Source organism: Rhodococcus xishaensis, from assembly GCF_004011825.1.
In the GTDB taxonomy this organism is placed as follows: domain Bacteria; phylum Actinomycetota; class Actinomycetes; order Mycobacteriales; family Mycobacteriaceae; genus Prescottella; species Prescottella xishaensis.
The window spans coordinates 381,485-401,334 of sequence record NZ_RKLO01000003.1 but is presented as its reverse complement, the minus strand read 5'-3'; the positions used below and the strand labels follow the sequence as shown (position 1 = coordinate 401,334).

The window sequence follows — 19,850 nt, the reverse complement described above, 5'->3', positions numbered from 1 at the left end:
GGCCTTCAGCTGTCGCGCGGTTCTATGACGACGGGCTGAATCGTCGCAGTCGCAGGCTGTTGCTGACGACGAACACGCTCGAGAACGCCATCGCCGCGCCCGCGAGCATCGGGTTCAGCAGGCCTGCCGCCGCTAGCGGAATCGCCGACACGTTGTAAGCGAACGCCCAGAACAGATTGCCCTTGATCGTGCGAAGGGTTCTGCGGGACAACTCGATCGCGTCGGCGGCCACGCGCAGGTCACCGCGGACCAGGGTGATGTCGGCGGCCTCGATCGCGACGTCGGTGCCGGTACCCATCGCCAGGCCCAGGTCGGCCTGCGCGAGTGCGGCCGCGTCGTTGACGCCGTCACCGACCATCGCGACCGCCTTCCCCTCAGCCTGCAGGCGCTTGACCGCATCGACCTTGTCGCCGGGCAAGACCTCGGCGATGACGGTGTCGATGCCGACCTGGGCTGCGACACTGCGGGCGACGATTTCGTTGTCGCCAGTCAGTAGCACCGGGGTGAGGCCGAGTGCCCTGAAGCGGCGCACCGCTTCGGCACTGGTCTCCTTGATGGCGTCGGCGACCACGAACACCGCTCGTGCTCGGCCGTCCCAGCCGGCCGCGATCGCGGTCCTGCCCAGCATCTCTGCGTCCTGCTTGGCGCGGGCGAGGTCGTCCGGCAGGTGCAGCGACCAGTCGGCCAGTAGCGTCTCCCGCCCGGCGACGACGGCGTGGCCGTCGACCACACCCTGCACACCCTTGCCCTCGACGTTGGCGAAGTTCTCCACCGCGGGCAGAGGTCCGACGTCGGCGGCGGCGCCGGTGGCTACGGCCTGCGCGATCGGGTGTTCGGATGCGTTCTCGAGGGCGCCAACCAGTCGCAGCGCCTCGCCACGGTCGACGCCATCGGTGGTGATCACGTCAACGAGGGTCATCTTGCCGGTGGTCACTGTGCCGGTCTTGTCGAGCACGATGGTGTCGACGCCCCGCGTGGTCTCGAGTACCTCCGGACCCTTGATCAGCACACCCAACTGGGCTCCGCGGCCGGTGCCGACGAGCAGCGCCGTCGGGGTTGCCAGACCCAGTGCGCACGGGCACGCGATGATCAGCACCGCGACCGCCGCGGTGAATGCCGCCTGCACCGGGCTGCCGGTGGCGATCCAGTACCCCAGCGCGGCAACCGAAATCACGATCACGATGGGCACGAACACCCCGGAGATCCGGTCGGCGAGACGCTGGACCTCGGCCTTGCCGTTCTGGGCGTCCTCGACGAGCGCCGCCATCTGCGCCAGTTGCGTGTCGCTGCCGACCCGACGTGCCTCGACGACGAGTCGTCCGCCGGCGTTGACGGTGGCGCCCACGACCGCGTCGCCCACGCCCACCTCGGCAGGCACCGATTCACCGGTCAGCATGCTCATGTCGACCGCGGAGCTACCTTCGACGACGACGCCGTCGGTGGCTACCTTCTCTCCGGGGCGCACGATGAACAGGTCGCCCACCCGCAACTGGTCTGCGGGGATTCGTGATTCGACGCCGCCGCGCAGAACCGAGACCTCCTTGGCTCCGAGTTCGAGCAGCGCGCGCAGTGCCGCGCCGGCGGTTCGCTTCGACTTGGCCTCGAAGTACCGTCCCGCGAGCACGAAGGTGATGACGCCGGCTGCGACCTCGAGGTAGATGTTCGCGGAACCGTCCATCCTGTTGATGGTGAGCTCGAACGCGTGCCTGAGGCCGGGGGTGCCGGCTGTGCCGAAGAACAGGGCGTACACCGACCACGCGAATGCCGCGGTCGTGCCCAGCGAGATGAGGGTGTCCATGGTCGCGGTGCGGTGGCGCAGGTTGGTCCACGCCGCGCGGTGGAACGGCAGACCGCCCCATACGATCACCGGTGCGGCTAGCGTCAGGGAGAGCCACTGCCAGTTCGTGAACTGCAACGGGGGAATCATCGCCATTGCGATCACGGGAACCGAAAGCACGGCGGAGACGATCAGGCGGGTTCGCAGCGCCCCGAGTTCGCGGTCTTGCGAGTCCTCGGCGGCGCCGGGTTCGTCGACGGCCGGGGGCGTCGGCAGAGTGGCGGTGTAGCCGGCACTCTCGACCGCCGCGACCAGGTCATCAGTGCTGACCGTGTCGCCGTACGCGACCTTCGCCTTCTCGGTGGCGTAGTTGACAGTGGCGGTGACACCGTCGAGCTTGTTCAGCTTCTTCTCGACGCGCGCCGCGCACGAGGCGCACGTCATTCCGCCGATCGAGAGCTCGATGGTGTCGCTACGGCTGGCAGCGAGATCGCTGACGGGCATCAGAATCCTCCTTACTGACTATCGTTACTGACTATCGCCGGAGCCCGCGCCGGGGCTCGCGTCGAAGACGATCGCGAGCCCCTTGGCGTCAAAGCTGAGTGCGATGGTCGTTCGCATCGGTTTGCTCAGATCGGCTGGGCCGTGTATCCCGCTTCCCTGACGGCGGCGGTGACGGCGGACTCGGGGAGCGGGGCAGCGGACGCGATGGTCAAGCGGCCCGAGGACAGGTCGACGGCCACGTCCGTGACGCCGGCGATCGCTCCGACCTCTTCCTTCACCGAAGCGACGCAGTGTCCGCAGGTCATGCCAGTGACGGTGTATTCGGCTGTGCTCATTCTGGTCTCCTTATTCGTTGGTACCACTACCCCGTGCAGGTATCAAAGTACCCCCCGGGGGTATCGAATGGCAAGAACTGAGAAGAGATGATCATCACGTCTCGCGGAGCTTAGGTAGGTGCGCCGCGAGGGCCCGAACTGCGCTGTGGTTCACTTGTCCACGGTCGTAGTTTTTGTGTTTGTGTTAGTCCACGCTCGCAAATCCTGAAGTTGCGGGCGGACGGATCTCCACTCCGGGATTCGAGCAAGCCGCCGTGTGACACCGGCCCGGGGCCCCGACCGGGGTTCTCGAGTTCGCACTCGAACAAGGTGAGAAAGAAACATGGCAGAAGGCACCGTCAAGTGGTTCAACGCTGAGAAGGGCTTCGGCTTCATCGCGCCCGACGACGGCAGCGCCGACGTCTTCGTCCACTACTCGGCGATTCAGACCTCCGGCTTCCGCACGCTCGAGGAGAACCAGCGTGTGCGCTTCGAGATCGGCCAGGGGAACAAGGGCCCGCAGGCCACGGACGTCACCACTATCTGACATCCATCCGCATCTTGCGATGTGAACGGGGCGCTGCTCGCAGAGCGGCGCCCCGTTTCCCGTATCCGGGAGTGGTGTCCCGATTCGTCTCCCGGCAGCGCCTCTCGGCGTTAGTGTTCGGCAACACCCGAAGAGAGGGAAGGGGCTGATGTGACGCCCGAAGAACTCAGCGACCGCGCCGAGATCAGCGATGTCCTACTCCGCTACTTCCGGGGCGTTGACCGGCGAGACTGGGCGCTGGTGCGGCGCTGCTTCCACGCCGATGCGCAGACCAACTATGCGCCGTTCTATGAGGGTGGCGTCGACAATTTCATGCAGTTCCTCACGGACCCGGCAGGCTTCGGGGTGTTCGACCGCACTTTCCACTTTGCCGGGAACCAGCTGATCGAGTTGGCCGGGGACACCGCCGAGACCGAGACCTACGCAATGGCGCAGCACACCAATGCGGCCGACGCGGGCAACCCAACTCGCAGCTTCCTCACCGTCTGGCTTCGCTACCTCGACCGGTTCGAGCGTCGTGACGGGCGGTGGGCGATAGCCGACCGGCGGCTCGAGGTCGAGTGGATCCGCCACGACGTCGGCGAAAGCTGGCTGGACGTCCCGGGCCGGAACCCGCCATAGCGAGACGAACGGGGTGGGAGTGGCCGCTGAGGTGCGTACTCATCGCCTCGGCTCGAACGCCTATTGTTGGAACTCGTGCTCTCCGTTGTTCCACGTTCCGTCACCGCGCGGGCGCCGTCCAAGGTCAACCTGCACCTGGCTGTCGGTGACCTCCGGGAGGACGGCTACCACGAACTGACGACGGTCTTCCAGGCGCTTTCGCTCACCGATGACGTGTCCGTCTCTCCCGCCGAGACACTTGCGGTTCGAGTGCGCGGGGAGGGAGCCGCCTCGGTGCCCACGGATCACACCAATCTCGTGTGGAGGGCCGCCGAGATGCTCGCTGCTGAGGCGGGCATCGACCCCGACGTGGAGATCTCGATCGTCAAGGGAATCCCGGTCGCCGGTGGTATGGCCGGCGGCAGCGCCGACGCCGCGGCCGCGCTGGTGGCGCTGAACGAGCTTTGGCGGCTGGGTCTGGACAGGCCCGCCCTCGACCGGTTCGCGGCTCGGCTCGGCAGCGACGTCACCTTCAGCCTCCACGGTGGCACCGCCGTCGGAACCGGGCGCGGGGAGAAACTGTTGCCCGTCCTGTCTCGCAGCACCTTCCACTGGGCACTCGCCCTGGCGAAGGGGGGACTGTCGACGCCTACGGTGTTCCAGGAACTCGACAAGTTGCGGGCCGACGGCCAACCGCCGCGCGTCGGCGATGCCGAGGACCTGATGCACGCCCTCGCGTCCGGCGACGCCACCGCGCTGGCTCCGTTGCTCGGCAACGACCTCCAACCGGCGGCGCTCTCGCTCGCGCCGGAACTGCGGCGCACACTCCGGGCCGGTGTGTCCGCCGGTGCCCTGGCCGGCATCGTGTCGGGCTCCGGCCCGACGTGCGCGTTCCTGTGCGCAGACGCGGAGTCGGCGGTGACGGTGGGGGCAGAACTCTCGGGTGCGGGAGTGTGCCGCACCGTACGCGTCGCGAGTGGGCCCGTGTCAGGAGCGCGTGTGATCGACCCAGAGCGGGAAGGCAGCCACTGATGGCGAATTTGATCAATCTCGAGCAGGTTTCCAAATCCTTCGGCATCAAGCCGCTGCTCGACTCCGTCTCGCTGGGCGTGCAGGAGGGGGAACGCATCGGAGTCGTCGGACTTAACGGCGGCGGCAAGACCACGATGCTCGAGGTGCTCGCAGGGATCGAGGAACCTGATTCCGGCCGGGTCAGCCGTGTCGGTGGGCTGCGCATGGCAGTGGTCACCCAACGCGGCGTGCTGCCGCCGGGTTCGACGGTCGGCGAAGTGGTTCTCGGCCCACTCGACGTCGCGGACCACGAGTGGGCAGGTGACGCCCGCATCCGGGGCATCCTCGGGGGCATCGGCATCGACAACCTCGGCCTCGACGCCAACGTCGACGAGCTCTCCGGTGGGGAGCGTCGCCGGGTGGCTCTGGCCGCCGCACTCGTGCAGGACCTGGACCTGCTGGTGCTCGATGAGCCCACCAACCACCTCGACGTCGAGGGCGTGCAGTGGCTGGCCGAGCACCTCGTGTCGCGGCGATCCGCCCTTGTCGTCGTCACCCACGATCGCTGGTTCCTCGACACGGTCGCTACCCGCACGTGGGAGGTGGTGCACGGCAGTGTCGAGAGCTATGACGGTGGCTACAACGATTGGATCTTCGCTCGTGCCGAGCGGGCCCGTCAGGCCGACGCGGCAGAGGAGCGCCGCCGGAACCTCGCGCGGAAGGAACTCGCATGGCTGCGCCGCGGACCGCAGGCCCGCACCTCCAAGCCGCGGTACCGGGTCGAGGCCGCCGAGGCGCTCATCGCCGACGTCCCGCCGCCACGTGACTCGATAGCGCTCGCGTCGTTCGCCAAACGCCGGCTGGGGCGTGTAGTCGTCGAACTCGAGCACGTGCAGCTGGTCACGCCGGACGGTCGGGAGTTGGTCCACGACCTGACGTGGCGTCTTGCGCCCGGTGAACGCGTCGGTCTGGTCGGGGTGAACGGCTCCGGCAAGACGACGCTGCTGCGGACCCTGGCCGGGGAACTGGTACCGGCAGAGGGCAAGCGTATTCAGGGCCAGACCGTCAAGATCGGATGGCTCCGCCAAGAACTTGATGATCTGCCGACGGAGATGCGGGTGCTCGAGGCAGTCAGGGACGTCGCCGAGCGGATCACTCTCGGCGACAAGGAGATCTCGGCTGGTCAGCTCGCCGAACGGTTGGGATTCTCGCCGGCGCGTCAGCGGACGCCGGTCGCGGATCTGTCCGGTGGCGAGCGTCGTCGGCTGCAGTTGACGCGGATGCTGATGAGCGAACCGAACGTGCTGTTGCTCGACGAGCCCACCAACGATCTTGACATCGATACCCTCCAACAGCTCGAGGACCTGCTCGACGGTTGGGCTGGCACGCTGGTGGTGATTTCCCACGACCGCTACCTCATCGAGCGGATCTGCGACTCCACGTGGGCGCTGTTCGGAGATGGCAAGCTCACTAATCTTCCAGGCGGCATCGAGGAATACCTCCGCAAACGCGCGATCCTCGCGGAAAGGTCACAGGCGACGACTCCTTCGGTGGCGTCGAACGCTGGGACGGCTGCATCGAAGCCCACTCGGAACGGTGCCGCCGACCGGGCGGCCCGCAAGGAACTCGCACGGCTCGAACGGGCGGTGTCCAAGTTGTCCGACCAGGAGGAAAAACTGCACGCCCAGCTGGCAGAGGCTGCGACGGATCCGGCGAAACTGATGGCCCTCGACGCCGAACTCAAACAGATCGTGGCCGACAGGGAGGCTACTGAGGAGCAGTGGATGGAACTCGCCTCCGAACTCGAATGATCACTCGAGTTCCTGCGGCCCCATATGCGTTCTGGTGTCGCTGCACGACAACGATAGTGGCGCTACACACCCCAAGAAGCGACGAGGCCGGTTAGCCTGCACTTGTACCGTACACGCTGGGCGGAGGGCGGGCACTGTGGATCTGGAGGCGATAGCCGAGATCACTCGGCTCAAGTACCGGTATGTGCGTGCCCTCGACACGAAGTCGTGGGCCGAATTCGCCGACACGCTCATGCCGGACGCGACGGCAACCTACGCCGAGCATCTGCGATTCGACTCGCGGGATGGATTCGTGTCGTTTATGCAGGACACGCTCGGTCCGCACGTCATCACCGAACACCACTGTGGACATCCGGAAATAGATGTGCACGGCGACACTGCGACGGGCATTTGGTACCTCTCGGACACGGTTGTGGTGCCCGGTGACCAGTTGATGATGCATGGCGCGGCCTTCTACCAGGATCGCTACGCGAAGGACGCGGCGGGACGGTGGAAGATCGCGCACACGGAGTACGAGCGGACCTACGAGTCGGTGTACTCGCTGGCGGACCTGCCCAGCTTCCGCCTCACCTCCAACCGGTGGGCGCTGATCGGGTCGCCGCAGTCGGGGGCTAGGATCGCGCCGTGACTGATTTTCCGGCATCAGGTGCGCTGCCGTACCTGACAGTCCGCGGGGCGGGGGAAGCTGTCGAATGGTATTGCAAGGCGTTCGGCGCCGAACTGTGCGGGGAGCCATTTGTCCTGGAAGACGGCCAAATCGGCCACGCCGAGCTGCGTCTGCAGACCGGGATGATCTACCTGGCCGAGGAGTTTCCGGGGATGGGGCTGACGGCGCCCGGTTCCGGCGCGACGTCTGTCACGCTGGTGCTGCCCGTCGACGACACCGATGCGGTGCTCGAACGGGCCCACGATGCCGGGGGCATCGTCGAGCGCTGGGTCTCGGAGAACTTCGGCCGGCGAACCGCGACGCTCATCGACCCTTTCGGACACCGCTGGATATTGTCGGGACCGGCGTAGGAGGAACCCGACCGATAAGGTCGCTCGGTGACCGTTCCATCGCGCGCCTCGTTCCCGGACACCCGCAGCTGGATCCGTGCCTTCCCGGGGGCGCGAGCGTCGCCGCCGCGAACCGGCCTGCCGATGCCGGGCGATCGGGAACTGCCCGCCGACCCTGTTGCGCTGTTCCTGTCGTGGCTCGAGGAGGCAGCCGCCGCCGGAGTCGTCGAACCGCACGTTGCAACGCTCTCGACGGTCGACGCTGCCGGGGTTCCCGATGCCCGCACGTTGCTACTCAAGGACGTCACGGCCAGAGGGTGGTGGTTCTCGACGGACCTGCGCTCCCCCAAAGCGCGGCAGCTCCTCGCCAACCCGACCGCGGCACTGACGTTCTACTGGCGCGAACAGGGCCGTCAGGTGCGGGTTCGTGGCAGGGTCGAGCGCGGCGACGCCGAGGTGAGCGGGCGAGACTTCCGGGACCGGTCGGTTACGGCCCGCGCGGTCGCTGCGGCGAGTCGGCAGAGCGAGATCCTCACCGATATTGCCGAGTACGACGATGCGGTCGGGGCGGCGGTGTCCGAAGTGGAGGCCGATCCGTCTTCCGTTCCGGGTACCTGGCAGGCTTGGTGCGTGGTTCCGGACGCAGTCGAGTTCTGGCATGCCGATCCGGACCGGCGGCACCTGCGTGTTCGCTACCGGCGCACCCCACCGCATGAGGCTGTCCGGTGGCGTCCGGACGCGTTGTGGCCGTAAATAGTTCGATCGAAAAGAGAGGCACGATGACCTCGTTCATCCAGACCCACGTGCACGGCTCCGTCGCGGAGATCGTCCTCGACCGCCCCAAGGTTCTCAATGCCTTGGACGCGAGCATGATTCGCGATATGTACACCTCGCTGATGCAGTGGCGGGACGACGACGCGATCGACGCGGTTCTGGTGACCAGTTCGTCCGAACGTGCATTCTCTGCGGGCGGCGACATCAAGTCGGTGCGGCAAGCGTCGCTTGATGGAGATCACGACGCGGTGCACGAGTTCTTCGAGACCGAGTACCGGCTCAACGCGCTCATCGCCGGGTATCCCAAACCGTACGTCGCGCTCATCGACGGGCATGCGATGGGAGGTGGGCTCGGTATTTCGGTCCACGGTTCGGTGCGCGTCGTCACCGAACGCGCCTCTCTCGCGATGCCCGAGCCTGCGATCGGCTTCTTCCCCGACATAGGTGCCAGCTACTTCCTGCCGCGCCTGACCGGGTCGACCGGGATGTACCTGGGTCTCACCGGGGCTCGCGCGACGGGGTCCGACGCCCTCACCGCAGGGCTGGCGACGCACTTCGTCCCGTCGGATCGGATCGAAGGACTCGCCGATGACATCCGCAAGGGTGACGTCTCGGCTGCGCTGGCCGCCCACACGCAGGACGCACCGCCCTCGGAACTCGCGGACCGGTTGGAGGAGATCGATCGAGTCTTCGGATCCGGCACGGTCCCGGAGATGCTCGCGCGCCTGACCGGCGACGACGAGTGGACAGTCCGCACCCGCGAGGCCATGATGTCGCCGTCGCCGAGCAGCCTGTGGGTTACCGCCAAACTGATCCGTCAGGGTGCCGAACAGTCGCTCGAAGAGTGCCTGGCATTCGAACTCGCGCTGGGCGCGGAGGTAACCCGTAACCACGACTTCATCGAGGGTGTGCGGGCGCTGCTGGTGGACAAGGACCGCAGCCCACGCTGGAACCCGCCGACCGTCGACGAGATCGACCCGATCGCGATCGACGCGTTGTTCATTCAGGCCGCCCGCGCCGCCGAGTAGTCATCGCCGGGCGGTCGCGGGCAGGTCGAGGCGCAGGCGCGCACCGCCGAGCGGGCTGTCAGTCAGTTCGGCGGTGCCCCCGTGGACCGACGCCTGCTGCGCAATAAGCGCGAGACCTAGTCCGGATCCGACGGGGTGGGCGGACGATCCTCGCGCGAATCGTTCGAACAGTGTCGCCCGCTCGTGCTCGGGAACGCCGATTCCGTTGTCGTCGATCGTCACCGTGGAGCCGCGGATGTCGTTCCCTGCGACGGTGACCATGATCCGATCGGCGCGTCCGTGCCTTGCCGCGTTGGCGATCGCGTTCTCGAGAACCAATCGAAGCCCGGACGGCAGCCCGCGCATCGTCAGCGATTGGGGCGCCGACAGTTCTATGGCCACGTCGGGCAAGCGCCGCGATGCTTCCTGTATGCAGCGGTCGGCGAGTTCCACCAGGTCGACATCCTCGAGATCGGTGACTTCGGACAGATCCCCGACGGCCAGGCTTTCCAGATCGGTGAGGGTTGACTCGATCTGTCGTTCCGTTGCCCGGAGTTCGTTCAGGATCTCCGTTCGTTGTTCGTCCGTCAGGCGCATCGTCGCGAGGACCTCGAGGTCGGTACGCATCGAGGTGAGCGGTGTGCGCAACTCGTGTGCCGAGACCGCCGCGAAGTCACGGGCCGCGCCGAGAGCGTCCTGGGTCCGGCTCTGGGCCTTTCCTATTCGTTCGAGCATGTGCCGAATGGCATCAGCGAGCTCCTCTGCCTCACGGGCCCCGCGGACGTCCGGTAACGCCGCAGGTAGCTCGTCGCCGACCGTGTGGGTGGCCGCGGCGAGTCGCTCGAGCGGTCTCACTGCTCGGCCGGCCATCAGCCAGCCCAGACCAGCGGCGACCGCGATAGCCGCTAGCGAGGCTCCCGCCACCCGCCACTGCTGCTCGTGAATCGCGCGACTGAGGGCATCTTCAGGAATGGAGACCTCGACGTATGCGTCGTTGACGCCGGCGACGGGAACTTCACGTAGGCGCACTTGCCTGCCGTCGACGACTTCTGTCCGCACCGTGTCGTAGTTGAGTGGGGTACCCGGCGTTTCGGGTGTCACCAAGGTGTACTGCTGCGGGGAAATCCCTGTAGGGGAGCTCAACGACACCGAATCCAGGGTGTTATCGAGCTGCGCGGACCCGCTGACTCTCAGGAAGACTGCGAATGCCACACCGATCACGGCGATGACGATGGTGGCAGCCAGCGCGGAGACCAGTGCGACGCGCGTACGCAGCGACACTGAGCGGCGGCGCGTGCTCATGGCTGCTCCCGCAATACGAACCCGACTCCGCGAACAGTGTGCAGCACCCGCGGCATCCCGGCGACCTCCAGCTTCCTTCGTAGATACGTCACGAACACATCGACGACGTTGGTGTCTGCGTCGAAGTCGTAGCCCCACACCAGTTCCAGCAGTCGAACACGGCTGAGCACGATCCCAGCGTTCTCCGCGAGGACGCTCAACAGATCGAACTCTCGCTTGGTGAGTTCGATGCGTTCGCCGCTGACGTGGACCCGCCGTCCCGGAATGTCCACTTCGAGAGCACCGACAGCAATCGTGCCCGTCGGTGCCGGGGTGCGGGGTGCCCGGCGCAGCAGCGCGCGTAGGCGAGCGACCAGTTCGCCGAGTTCGAATGGCTTGGTGAGGTAGTCGTCCGCACCGGCTTCGAGGCCCGCGATACGGTCGCCGACGGTGCTGCGTGCACTGAGGACGCAGATCGGAACGTCGTTACCCATCGCCCGCAGTGCGGTAACCACGCCGACGCCGTCGAGCACCGGCATGTTCACATCGAGCACGATTGCGTCCGGACGGGAGGCCGCGACTGCCCGGAGCGCGGATGCTCCGTCGCCGGCGGCCTCGAGCTCGAAACCGGACAGTCGCAGCCCCCGTGTGAGGGAGGTAAGGACCTTGGGGTCGTCGTCGACGAGCAGGATGCGGGCACTGTCGGTCATCCGATCCATCATGCCTCCATCAGGAGTTTCAACGTTTTCGCCGGTTTCCACAGCACTCGAGTCAGACCGCCGTCCATTGGAAACACTTTCGAGTACCGAGTGTGCTGTATCCACCAAAGACGGTGCTGCGTACTTCGAGTACGCAGCACCGGTTCGGGGAGTGCTCAGCAAATGGCTGTTGCGATAGGCGTGTCCGTCTCCCCGTCGATGAGCTGGTACCGCTGGACGGCGTCGGTTCCGGGGAGCACTTCCACGTCACCGAACTCGGCAATCTTGCCTTCGAGATCGGACTCCGTGAGGACGTTCTCGGGGATCAGGAGCTGTAAGTCCCCCGCAGCAATCTTTTCTTTGGGGATCTCGACCTCCACCATCGAGCAGCCTTCGGCGGCATTGCCGGAGTCCGTGATTTCCATCCACTGGGAATCGGCAGTGACCACGGAATCGACCACAGAATCGGCAGCGACCACTTCGGGGGAGCTGTCCGCAATAGGATTCTGGGCCCAGGCGATGCCGGGAGCTGCGACCGCGGCAGCACCGAGGCAGGCTGCGGCAATCGTCGCGTTGCGTCGAGTCTTCTTACTGAAGGCGTTGATTCGCATGTGTTCTCCTCGTTCACAGTGGTCCCGGCTGGTTTCGTGGTCCGGGCTGCTTCCACAGCGACGAAGTTATGTGCGCGAACCTCGGTTCTTCTTGACGAGTCCTTAGGGTTTGGTGAGAAACGGTTCGTGAGAAACCCACGCGGGCCTAGATTGTGGCCAGTTCCAACGCTGTCGCCAGTTCCCGTAGGGCGGGAATGGGATCACCGGCCATCGGAAGCACCTGCACTGCGACGTGGTCGGCTCCCGCGTCCAGGTGCGCTATGAGGCGAGACGCGACGGTCTGGGCGTCGCCGTGCGCGACGAGGGCGTCGATGAGGCGGTCGCTTCCGCCGCCCTCGAGCTCCGCTGTCGGGAAGCCGAGGCGCTCGAGGTTGCGGCGGTAGTTCCGCAGGTGCAGGTAGGGGTTCTCGACGGCCTCGCGTCCGACTGCGCGGGCGGCGTCGGTGTCGGTGGACAGGACCACTTTGTGCTCGGGGGCGAGTAGTACGCCGGTGCCGAGGACCTCGCGGGCCTGCCGCGTGTGCTCGGGCGGCGTCAGGTACGGGTGGGCTCCAGCGGATCGTTCGGCGGCGAGCTTCAGCACCTTGGGGCCGAGCGCGGCCAGCACGCGGCGCTGCTTCGGGACGCCCGCGTCGTCGAGGACATCGAGATAGCGGACGAGCGCCTCGTACGGCTTCTCGGCACCCATTCCGGGCACCTCGGGGTGGCCGACGCCGATACCGAGCACGAATCGTCCGGGATGACGGGATTCGATGCGGTGGTAGGACTTCGCGATCTCGTCAGCGGGTGCCGAGAAGATGTTGACGATGCCGGTCGCGACGGTGATCTTCTCGGTTCCGGCGATGAGATCCTCGATGATCTGAAGGTCGGCCGGTGGTGATCCACCCGGCCAGATGGCTCCGTAGCCGAGCCGTTCGATCTCCGCACCCACCTCGGGTTTCAATCCGAGAGCATGCCGCCACACGCCGAACTTTCCGTAGCTGGGCGTTCCTTCTGTGTCGTGTGTCACCTCTGCCATACCGAATCCAACCGGACTGGCCGGAGGATCATTCCGTGGAGGAGGAACACCTGCGCCGCAGGCTCACTGATCGCCGGCGGCGACCAGCGGTTCCAGGGTGAGCTCGGGCATCTCCTTCTGGATGTACTGCAGCCGCCACTTGTCGCTGAACAACGCCAGCAGCACGCCGTCGGCGCGGGTGAAGACCTCGACGCCGCGCTGCCGTCCGAGTTCGGTCGCGGACGCGGCGTCGGTGCGCCTGGCGAGGGCGTAGCCGAGCGGTTCCATCCGCGCCTCGACGTTGAACTCGGCCTTCATTCGTGCGGCCACCACCTCGAACTGCATGGGTCCAACGGCCGCCATGACCGGGGAGGCGTCACCACGGATGTCGTTGCGCAGGATCTGCACTACGCCCTCGGACTCGAGCTGGTCGACGGCCCGGCGGAACTGCTTGTACTTGCTCGCGCTCTCCGCGCGGAGAACCGAGAAGTGCTCGGGCGCGAACGACGGAATCGGCGGGTACTCGACCTTCTTGTCGGTGAACAGCGTGTGCCCGGGGGCGAGCGCATTCGCGTTGACGAGGCCGACGATGTCACCGGGATAAGCATTCTCGACGGTGGAGCGGTCACGGCCGAAGACCGTCAGAGCGTACTTGGTCGCGAACGGCTTACCGGTCTGTGCGTGGGTGACGACCATGCCCCGCTCGAACACGCCCGAGACGACGCGCATGAACGCCAGCCGGTCGCGGTGAGCGGCATCCATGCCGGCCTGCACCTTGAACACGACCGCGCTGAACGGGTCGGTCACCGCGCGGGCACCTTCGGCGACGTCCTTACGGGCGCCCGGTGCGGGGGCGAGCGCGATGAGTGTGTCGAGGATCTGTCGCACGCCGAAGTTGAGCATCGCCGAAGCGAAGATCACCGGCGATGTCTGGCCGGCTAGGAACAGTTCCTGGTCGTGATCCTGCCCGGTGGCCGAGAGCAGTTCGCTCTCCTCGGCCGCGGTCACCCACTCCGATCCCTCCCGCGCGGAAGCATCGTCCGGCGTCAGGCGCTCCTCGGGTGCGATCTTCGCGCCACCTGCGGTGCGGGTGAAGCGGATGTACTCTTCGGCAACTCCGTCCTCACCGCGGCGCAGCAGACCGCGGAAGTCACCCGCGATTCCGACCGGCCAGAACAGCGGTGTCGGGGTCAGGCCGATCCGCTCGTCGATCTCGTCGAGCAGTTCGAGGGGGGCACGGCCGGGCCGGTCCCACTTGTTGATCACCGTGATGACCGGTATGCCGCGGTGGCGGCAAACCTGGAAGAGCTTGAGGGTCTGCGGCTCGAGGCCCTTCGCGGCGTCGATGAGCATGACCGCGGCGTCGACGGCCGTCAGGACGCGGTAGGTGTCCTCCGAGAAGTCGGAGTGGCCGGGGGTGTCGACCAGGTTGACGACGTTGATCTGGTCGTCGGGGGTGCCTTCGGCGTGGTAGTTGAACTGCAGGGCCGTCGACGACACCGAGATGCCGCGGGCCTTCTCCATCTCCATCCAGTCGGACACGGTCGATTTGCGACCGGCCTTGCCGTGCACAGCACCGGCCTCGGAGATGACCTTCGCGTGGAGGGCGAGCGCCTCGGTGAGCGTGGACTTACCGGCGTCCGGGTGCGAGATGACGGCGAACGTGCGGCGACGGGCGGCCTCGGCCGCGAGCGACGTCGGCCCCGTGCCGCTGGGGCCACCCGTGGCCGTGCCGCTGGGGCCACCCGTGGCCGTGCCACTGGGCCCACCGGTGGAGGACGCCTTCTCGGCGGTGGTGATCTCGGCCGAGTCGGGCGCGCTGTTCAACGGTGAACCTCTCGAAAGTCGGGGCCGGTGGACTGTCTGTTGAGAACCGTCACCAGGGTACGCGGGCTGAGAACTGCGGTAACAGGTCGGCACCGCTTGCCGAGATACGTCACGCAGAATGGCGGTGGGTCGTAGTGTCCGCAGAGGACGGTAGGAGCCTTGGATGAGCAAGTTCACCGACGAGATGTATGCCACCGCGGCGACCAGTTCGCAGGCCCTGATCACGGGTGAGCCGGATGCGCCGCTCCGACAGTCCTGGGGTGAGGTGCACGCCCTTGCGCGCCGCATGGCTGGAGCGCTGGCCGACGCCGGCATCGGCCACGGCGACGCGATCGGGGTCCTCGCCGGGATGCCCGCCGACATTGCGCCGGCCTGTCAGGCCACGTGGATGCGGGGTGCGTCGGTGACGATGCTGCACCAGCCGACCCCACGCACCGATCTGCAGGTGTGGGCGCAGGACACCGAAACGATCATCGGGATGATCTCCGCTGCGGCGGTGATCGTCGCAGCGCCGTTCGAGGCGGCTGTGCCGCTGCTCACCGAACGCGGCATCAAGGTCATCACCATCGAGACGATGCGGGCGGGCCACGAGATCGACCCGGTCGAAACGGCCGAGACCGACATCGCGCTGCAGCAGTTGACCTCCGGTTCCACCGGGTCGCCCAAGGCTGTGCAGCTCACCCACGGCAACTTCTACGCGAACGCTTACGCGATGATCGATCGCGTCAAGTTCAACACCGAACGTGACGTGATGATCAGTTGGCTACCGTTGTTCCACGACATGGGGATGATCGGGTTCCTCACCGTCCCGATGCAGATCGGTGCCACTACCGTCCACATCACGCCACTGGACTTCCTCAAGACGCCCCTTCTGTGGGCCGAGCTGATGGGTAAGTACCGCGGAACCATAACCGCTGCACCGAACTTCGCCTACTCGTTGCTGGCACGCCGGCTCGCGCAGTCGGGTCCCGGAGAGTACGACCTGTCGGCGATGCGGTGCATGCTCAACGGAGCCGAACCGGTCGACCCCGAAACGATGATCGCGCTTGCAGATGCCGGCGCCCGCTTCGGCCTCGACCCGCTGGCCCTCGCACCCACGTACGGTATGGCCGAGGTGACCCTGGCGGTGTCGGTGCCCGAACCGGGGCAGGGATTGGTCCTCGACCACGTCGACCCGGACCTGCTCGAAGCCGCCAGTCTGGCGGTGCGCTCCAACCGGGCGAACGCCCGGCCCATGGCCACACTCGGGCCACTCGTTCCCGGTCTCGAGGGTCGGGTCGTCGCGCGAGACGGGCTGGAGTTGCCGCGGCGCGCGGTCGGGGTGATCGAGTTGCGCGGAAAGTCCGTCACCCCTAGGTATCTCACCGTCGACGGGCCCGAGGCGACGCAGGACGAGGACGGCTGGATCAACACCGGCGACATCGGATACTTCACCGAGGACGGTCTCGTCGTCGTGTGCGGACGCGTCAAGGACGTGATCATCATGGGCGGCCGCAACATCTATCCCACCGACATCGAACGTGCGGCCGGGTCGGTCCCCGGCGTGCGCCCCGGCAACGCGGTCGCGATCCGTCTCGACGCCGGGGACAAGCGGGAGAGTTTCGCAGTTGCGGTGGAGACCAACGCAATCGACGACCCGGACGAGGTCAAACGGATCGAGCGCGACGTCGCACACGCCATCGTCACCGAGGTCGGTGCGCGGCCCCGTACCGTTGCAGTCCTCGGGCCGGGGTCTCTGCCGAAGACGTCGTCGGGCAAGTTGCGGAGGTCGAGTTCGAGCGGGTTGTTGTGAGCGTCGGGTTGCGGTGAGCGGAGGGCTTTGCCCCGTATGCCCGATTGTGCCATCCTGGCTGGCACCGATCCACCGGGAGCTGATCGGGCTGGGTAAACGTCATAGGGGGGCACTACCGCATGCTTGTTGATCAAGCAGTTCTGCGTGCATTCGCGCGGGAAACATCGGAAGCGGGATCGGCGATCCGAGAATCCGATTTGGGTGGACCCATCGTAGAGGGTCCGGCCGGAATGCCTGGCTCGACAGCGGAATGGACGTCGCGTTTCGTCGCGGATTTCGTTGCCGAGTCCGTGCGCGAGCTGGCGGACGGATACGCCGGTCTCGCCGCGACGGCCGCCGGTAACGCCGACTCGTACGAAGTGTCCGATTTGGAGTTTGCTGCGTTGGTCGCCGAGGTGCTTCCGGAATCGTGATTCCGTCACGAAGTCGGCTGTCGTCGTGGTCCTTCGAGTCGCTGAGCGTCAACGCGGCGGTGCTGCGCGAACGGGCCCGTCGCGCCGAGGATGCGGCGGTGTCTGTCGCCGCGCGCTGTGACGACTTGCCTGAGATGCGGGCATGGGACGGCGTGGCGCAGGCCGCGGCGGCTGACGCGTTTGGACGTGCCAAGAGGAGAGCGGCCGACCTCGCCGACCTCGGGGAAGGGCTCGCTCGGGCGCTCGAACAAGGCTTCTACACGTTGACGGCGGCGAAGAATTCCCTCTTCGAGCGTGTCACGGAACTCGAGGGTGGGCCGTTCGTGGTCTCGGATCGGTGGGTCGTGACGCTGAAACCGGTTGAGATGTCGGCGGAGGAGGCGGCCGAGCTGATAGAGCAGCGGGACGCGCAGCAGTTGGACCTGAACCCGCTTATGTACGCGGTGGGGCGTGCCGATGACGAATTGTCCGACGCGCTGCATGCTGTCGCCGCTACATACGGCCTGGTCGAGAGACAACCGGGTCCGATCGAGACGTTGTGGGACGTCGGCGCAGAGCCGGTGTCCGACGTTCCGATGACCGCAGGAATGCCCTTGCTCGACTACCAGGTGCAGGAACGTGATCTCGATGCCGCGGTCACCGTGGCCCGCACTGAAGTGTCGGTCAACGATCAGGGCGAGAACACAAAGACCGTGTTCATGCAGGACGGCAGCAGCAAGGTGTTCACCGAGTCGAGTACGTTTGCCGGCTCGTGGAAGGAGCGGCCGATGCTGGTTCAGGAGGACTTCGATCCCGACGGGAACCGGTTGGCCACAACGAATACCTTCGAGACCGACTCAGGGCAGAAGATCACGGAGATCACCTACGAGGACCGAACCCTTGTCGAGACTACCGAGTACCCCGACGGCACCACCCGAACGATGATCTACCCACAAGGGAAGATGCCGCAAGAGATTCCACCGGACAGCGAATTCTTCACCCATCCGGCGCTGACGACGGCCGGTGGTGTTCTTGCCGGGGTTGAGACGCACACAAGTAACGCGATCAAGGGCGCGATGCCTGGTGTGGTGTCGGAGACCGTCGAGAACCTTCACTACGGGGCGAAGTACGGGGGACCCGCCCTCGCGGTCGGGGCGGCGTTATGGGACTTCTACATGGCGGACTCAGACGAGGCAAGGTGTCAGGCGGCGATCACCGGAGCAGCGGGAACCGCGGGTGGTTGGGCGTCGGCCGTGGGTCTGGGCGCCCTAGCCGGGCCGGTGGGTGCGGCAGCTGGGGGTGCCGCTGGCGCTTGGGTGTTCGGATGGATCGGTTCTGAACTAGGGAAGGCTGTGTGCTATTGATGGAGGCTCAGCGGAGCGGTGAGGACGGTAGAATTCCAGCCGACTGGCTGTACTCCCGCAAGATGCGTTGGCTCATCTTCCTCGGCTTGGCCATGGTTGCATCTTTCGCACTGCTATGGGCCTGGCAGACGGTTGCAGCCCTAGTCGAAGGTAGGTTTGAGTATCTTTGGTTCTACCTGCCCGCGTTCCTCAGCATGGCGGCCGTCTCTGTACCGGGTTTGGAGGTTATCCGTTCACGCATGAGAACGCGTGCCCGTGTCGGATCCTGTGAGTTACGTCCGGAAGGTACAGCGATCACTGCGAATCGGTTGCATGCCTTGCTCTTGCGCTCATATCTCCTACTGGGCACCGTGGCATGTCTGGCGTTCTCCGTCGGGATGTTCACTGGTGTGTACACGTTTCCGATGACTGCGAGCCAGGAGTCGCTCTTCCCGTTTCTTGTCGGGGCCTTGGGGGTGTGCTGTGGGGGATATGTGGTCCTTCTGGCGACGGGTCGTCTCAGGAATCCGCTGATCGTCTGTACACCCACAGAACTCAGGGTTCGCCGTGGGATAGAGACCCAGTCGATCGAGTGGGATCGAATTGCGGGTCTCGAGGCGACTAGTCTTCGCGAATACCAGCGAAACTCTGCGATCCGAATCTCTCCGGCGAACCCAGACGCGTTGACAATCGACCGGCACTATCGAGGCCCGTTCTCCGGCGTGTTGAAGTCGCCGCCGGCGATCGTCGCCAAGGCTGACCAGTTCGAGGTCGGTGCGGTTCCGTTGTATTGGTTCCTGCGCTACTACCTCGAGCATCCTGACGACCGGCGAGAATTGGCCGACGGTCGTGCCGTCGGCCGTCTCCTGCGTGGTGAGTTGGTTTCGTGAATTAGTTTGCGCTGCAAACAGAGTCGTCGATATTCATTGTAGATGGTTTGCGCCCTTGCCTGGCCGCGGGACTATCCGACGGCTTCATCAGCGAGGGCGCGTTCGAGGCCGTCGAGGACGAGCTCGAGCCCGAAGTCGAACTCGTCCCGGAAGTCGTAGCCCGGTTGCAGGACGTGCTGCACCGTCAACTCCGCGAGATGCGGCGCTCCAGCGAAGGCCTCGGCCATATCGTCGGCGAGCGCCTTGATGTCGTCGCCCCCGGTGGCGGGCAGCGACGCCTCCTGAATCGCGAAGCCGTAGATGTAGCTGTCAACGACTGCGTAGGCGTGCGCGGTGAGCCGGACCGAGAAACCTCCCCGCCGGAAACACCCCAGCACGGCGGCGCTCCTCGAGCTGAGCAACCATCATCGTTCGTAAACGGGAACCGTTCGCGCGAACCGACGAGCGGCCCGCCTACTCGTGAAGGCAGGGGAACTGCGGCAATAGCGTGACGTCCCCGTTGGCCGTGGCCCAGCCGGTGGGGGCGTCACGTCTTGTCTCACTGCCCATTCTGTGTACCAAGGTTCCGGTACAGCGTCGTGCGGCCGACCCCTAGCATCCTCGGCGATCGCAAGCTGGCTCATCCCCTTGTCACGCATGAGCTTCGCCTGCCTGCCCACGGAGCTGCGCTCACGGATG

Annotated in this window: 20 protein-coding genes; 12 read left to right on the top strand and 8 right to left on the bottom strand. The window is 66.1% G+C overall.

All coding sequences use genetic code 11. From position 1 onward, the window contains the following. Positions 1 to 22: 22 nt before the first annotated feature. Both EGT50_RS09275 and EGT50_RS09270 read right to left on the bottom strand, forming a co-directional pair. A complete protein-coding gene (locus EGT50_RS09275; RefSeq protein ID WP_127953340.1) occupies positions 23 to 2,281 on the bottom strand; it encodes a heavy metal translocating P-type ATPase in 2,259 nt (752 codons plus the stop codon). A gap of 125 nt (positions 2,282 to 2,406) precedes the next feature. Next, on the bottom strand, positions 2,407 to 2,616 hold the full coding sequence (locus EGT50_RS09270; protein ID WP_127953337.1) for a heavy-metal-associated domain-containing protein: 210 nt from the start codon (positions 2,614 to 2,616) through the stop codon (positions 2,407 to 2,409). Positions 2,617 to 2,938: 322 nt separating this feature from the next. On the opposite strand from EGT50_RS09270, the gene cspE reads away from it, so the two are divergent. From cspE to EGT50_RS09230, 8 genes are all read left to right on the top strand, one after another. Further along, complete coding sequence (gene cspE / locus EGT50_RS09265) at positions 2,939 to 3,142, top strand: transcription antiterminator/RNA stability regulator CspE (RefSeq protein WP_127945375.1); 204 nt, start codon at positions 2,939 to 2,941, stop codon at positions 3,140 to 3,142. A 150-nt stretch (positions 3,143 to 3,292) separates the two neighbouring features. Further along, positions 3,293 to 3,763 carry a nuclear transport factor 2 family protein gene (locus tag EGT50_RS09260; RefSeq protein ID WP_127953334.1) on the top strand — a complete coding sequence of 157 codons (471 nt, stop codon included), beginning with the start codon at positions 3,293 to 3,295 and terminating at the stop codon, positions 3,761 to 3,763. 75 nt (positions 3,764 to 3,838) lie between these two features. After that, positions 3,839 to 4,774 (top strand): 4-(cytidine 5'-diphospho)-2-C-methyl-D-erythritol kinase, encoded by a 936-nt coding sequence (locus EGT50_RS09255; RefSeq protein ID WP_127953331.1) that lies wholly within the window; start codon positions 3,839 to 3,841, stop codon positions 4,772 to 4,774. Further along, complete coding sequence (locus tag EGT50_RS09250; RefSeq protein WP_127953328.1) at positions 4,774 to 6,564, top strand: ABC-F family ATP-binding cassette domain-containing protein; 1,791 nt, start codon at positions 4,774 to 4,776, stop codon at positions 6,562 to 6,564. The genes EGT50_RS09255 and EGT50_RS09250 overlap by 1 nt, the downstream gene beginning before the upstream one ends. A gap of 136 nt (positions 6,565 to 6,700) precedes the next feature. Beyond that, the gene (locus EGT50_RS09245; protein ID WP_127953325.1) at positions 6,701 to 7,192 is read left to right on the top strand and encodes a nuclear transport factor 2 family protein; all 492 of its coding nucleotides are present in this window, start codon (positions 6,701 to 6,703) and stop codon (positions 7,190 to 7,192) included. Further along, positions 7,189 to 7,581 carry a VOC family protein gene (locus EGT50_RS09240; RefSeq protein WP_127953322.1) on the top strand — a complete coding sequence of 131 codons (393 nt, stop codon included), beginning with the start codon at positions 7,189 to 7,191 and terminating at the stop codon, positions 7,579 to 7,581. Before EGT50_RS09245 ends, EGT50_RS09240 begins: the two co-directional genes overlap by 4 nt. A gap of 27 nt (positions 7,582 to 7,608) precedes the next feature. Further along, positions 7,609 to 8,313: a pyridoxine/pyridoxamine 5'-phosphate oxidase gene (locus tag EGT50_RS09235; protein ID WP_127953318.1), complete on the top strand. Its 705-nt coding sequence runs from the start codon at positions 7,609 to 7,611 to the stop codon at positions 8,311 to 8,313. A 26-nt stretch (positions 8,314 to 8,339) separates the two neighbouring features. Beyond that, a complete protein-coding gene (locus EGT50_RS09230) occupies positions 8,340 to 9,362 on the top strand; it encodes an enoyl-CoA hydratase/isomerase family protein (protein WP_127953315.1) in 1,023 nt (340 codons plus the stop codon). On the opposite strand, the gene EGT50_RS09225 is transcribed toward EGT50_RS09230, so the two are convergent. From EGT50_RS09225 to EGT50_RS09205, 5 genes are all read right to left on the bottom strand, one after another. Next, on the bottom strand, positions 9,363 to 10,643 hold the full coding sequence (locus EGT50_RS09225; protein WP_127953312.1) for a HAMP domain-containing sensor histidine kinase: 1,281 nt from the start codon (positions 10,641 to 10,643) through the stop codon (positions 9,363 to 9,365). Beyond that, positions 10,640 to 11,341: a response regulator transcription factor gene (locus tag EGT50_RS09220; RefSeq protein WP_127953309.1), complete on the bottom strand. Its 702-nt coding sequence runs from the start codon at positions 11,339 to 11,341 to the stop codon at positions 10,640 to 10,642. Before EGT50_RS09220 ends, EGT50_RS09225 begins: the two co-directional genes overlap by 4 nt. A gap of 155 nt (positions 11,342 to 11,496) precedes the next feature. After that, on the bottom strand, positions 11,497 to 11,931 hold the full coding sequence (locus EGT50_RS09215; protein WP_127953306.1) for a hypothetical protein: 435 nt from the start codon (positions 11,929 to 11,931) through the stop codon (positions 11,497 to 11,499). Positions 11,932 to 12,076: 145 nt separating this feature from the next. Then, entirely contained in the window at positions 12,077 to 12,949 is an 873-nt protein-coding gene (locus EGT50_RS09210) for an LLM class F420-dependent oxidoreductase (RefSeq protein ID WP_127953303.1), read from the bottom strand. Positions 12,950 to 13,012: 63 nt separating this feature from the next. Continuing rightward, the gene (locus EGT50_RS09205) at positions 13,013 to 14,728 is read right to left on the bottom strand and encodes a peptide chain release factor 3 (RefSeq protein WP_408014631.1); all 1,716 of its coding nucleotides are present in this window, start codon (positions 14,726 to 14,728) and stop codon (positions 13,013 to 13,015) included. A gap of 190 nt (positions 14,729 to 14,918) precedes the next feature. Between EGT50_RS09205 and EGT50_RS09200 the strand changes: the two genes are divergently transcribed. From EGT50_RS09200 to EGT50_RS09185, 4 genes are all read left to right on the top strand, one after another. After that, positions 14,919 to 16,547 carry a fatty acyl-AMP ligase gene (locus tag EGT50_RS09200; RefSeq protein ID WP_127953297.1) on the top strand — a complete coding sequence of 543 codons (1,629 nt, stop codon included), beginning with the start codon at positions 14,919 to 14,921 and terminating at the stop codon, positions 16,545 to 16,547. Between the two features lie 230 nt (positions 16,548 to 16,777). Next, a complete protein-coding gene (locus tag EGT50_RS09195) occupies positions 16,778 to 16,960 on the top strand; it encodes a hypothetical protein (protein ID WP_127953294.1) in 183 nt (60 codons plus the stop codon). Next, positions 16,957 to 18,303 carry a hypothetical protein gene (locus tag EGT50_RS17150; protein ID WP_206615788.1) on the top strand — a complete coding sequence of 449 codons (1,347 nt, stop codon included), beginning with the start codon at positions 16,957 to 16,959 and terminating at the stop codon, positions 18,301 to 18,303. The genes EGT50_RS09195 and EGT50_RS17150 overlap by 4 nt, the downstream gene beginning before the upstream one ends. Before the next feature lie 662 nt (positions 18,304 to 18,965). After that, positions 18,966 to 19,172: a hypothetical protein gene (locus tag EGT50_RS09185; protein WP_127953291.1), complete on the top strand. Its 207-nt coding sequence runs from the start codon at positions 18,966 to 18,968 to the stop codon at positions 19,170 to 19,172. A gap of 71 nt (positions 19,173 to 19,243) precedes the next feature. On the opposite strand, the gene EGT50_RS09180 is transcribed toward EGT50_RS09185, so the two are convergent. Beyond that, positions 19,244 to 19,549, bottom strand: coding sequence for a TetR/AcrR family transcriptional regulator C-terminal domain-containing protein (locus EGT50_RS09180; RefSeq protein ID WP_206615787.1), 306 nt, complete (start codon positions 19,547 to 19,549; stop codon positions 19,244 to 19,246). Between the last annotated feature and the right edge of the window lie 301 nt (positions 19,550 to 19,850).

What these genes read in the sequence shown, in the direction of transcription:
- EGT50_RS09215 (WP_127953306.1), bottom strand. Translation starts at nt 11,931, where the DNA reads ATGCGAATCAACGCCTTCAGTAAGAAGACTCGACGCAACGCGACGATT.
- EGT50_RS09195 (WP_127953294.1), top strand. Translation starts at nt 16,778, where the DNA reads ATGCCTGGCTCGACAGCGGAATGGACGTCGCGTTTCGTCGCGGATTTC.
- EGT50_RS09210 (WP_127953303.1), bottom strand. Translation starts at nt 12,949, where the DNA reads ATGGCAGAGGTGACACACGACACAGAAGGAACGCCCAGCTACGGAAAG.
- EGT50_RS09200 (WP_127953297.1), top strand. Translation starts at nt 14,919, where the DNA reads ATGAGCAAGTTCACCGACGAGATGTATGCCACCGCGGCGACCAGTTCG.
- EGT50_RS09220 (WP_127953309.1), bottom strand. Translation starts at nt 11,341, where the DNA reads ATGGATCGGATGACCGACAGTGCCCGCATCCTGCTCGTCGACGACGAC.
- EGT50_RS09270 (WP_127953337.1), bottom strand. Translation starts at nt 2,616, where the DNA reads ATGAGCACAGCCGAATACACCGTCACTGGCATGACCTGCGGACACTGC.
- EGT50_RS09230 (WP_127953315.1), top strand. Translation starts at nt 8,340, where the DNA reads ATGACCTCGTTCATCCAGACCCACGTGCACGGCTCCGTCGCGGAGATC.
- EGT50_RS09250 (WP_127953328.1), top strand. Translation starts at nt 4,774, where the DNA reads ATGGCGAATTTGATCAATCTCGAGCAGGTTTCCAAATCCTTCGGCATC.
- EGT50_RS09225 (WP_127953312.1), bottom strand. Translation starts at nt 10,643, where the DNA reads ATGAGCACGCGCCGCCGCTCAGTGTCGCTGCGTACGCGCGTCGCACTG.
- EGT50_RS09275 (WP_127953340.1), bottom strand. Translation starts at nt 2,281, where the DNA reads ATGCCCGTCAGCGATCTCGCTGCCAGCCGTAGCGACACCATCGAGCTC.
- cspE (WP_127945375.1), top strand. Translation starts at nt 2,939, where the DNA reads ATGGCAGAAGGCACCGTCAAGTGGTTCAACGCTGAGAAGGGCTTCGGC.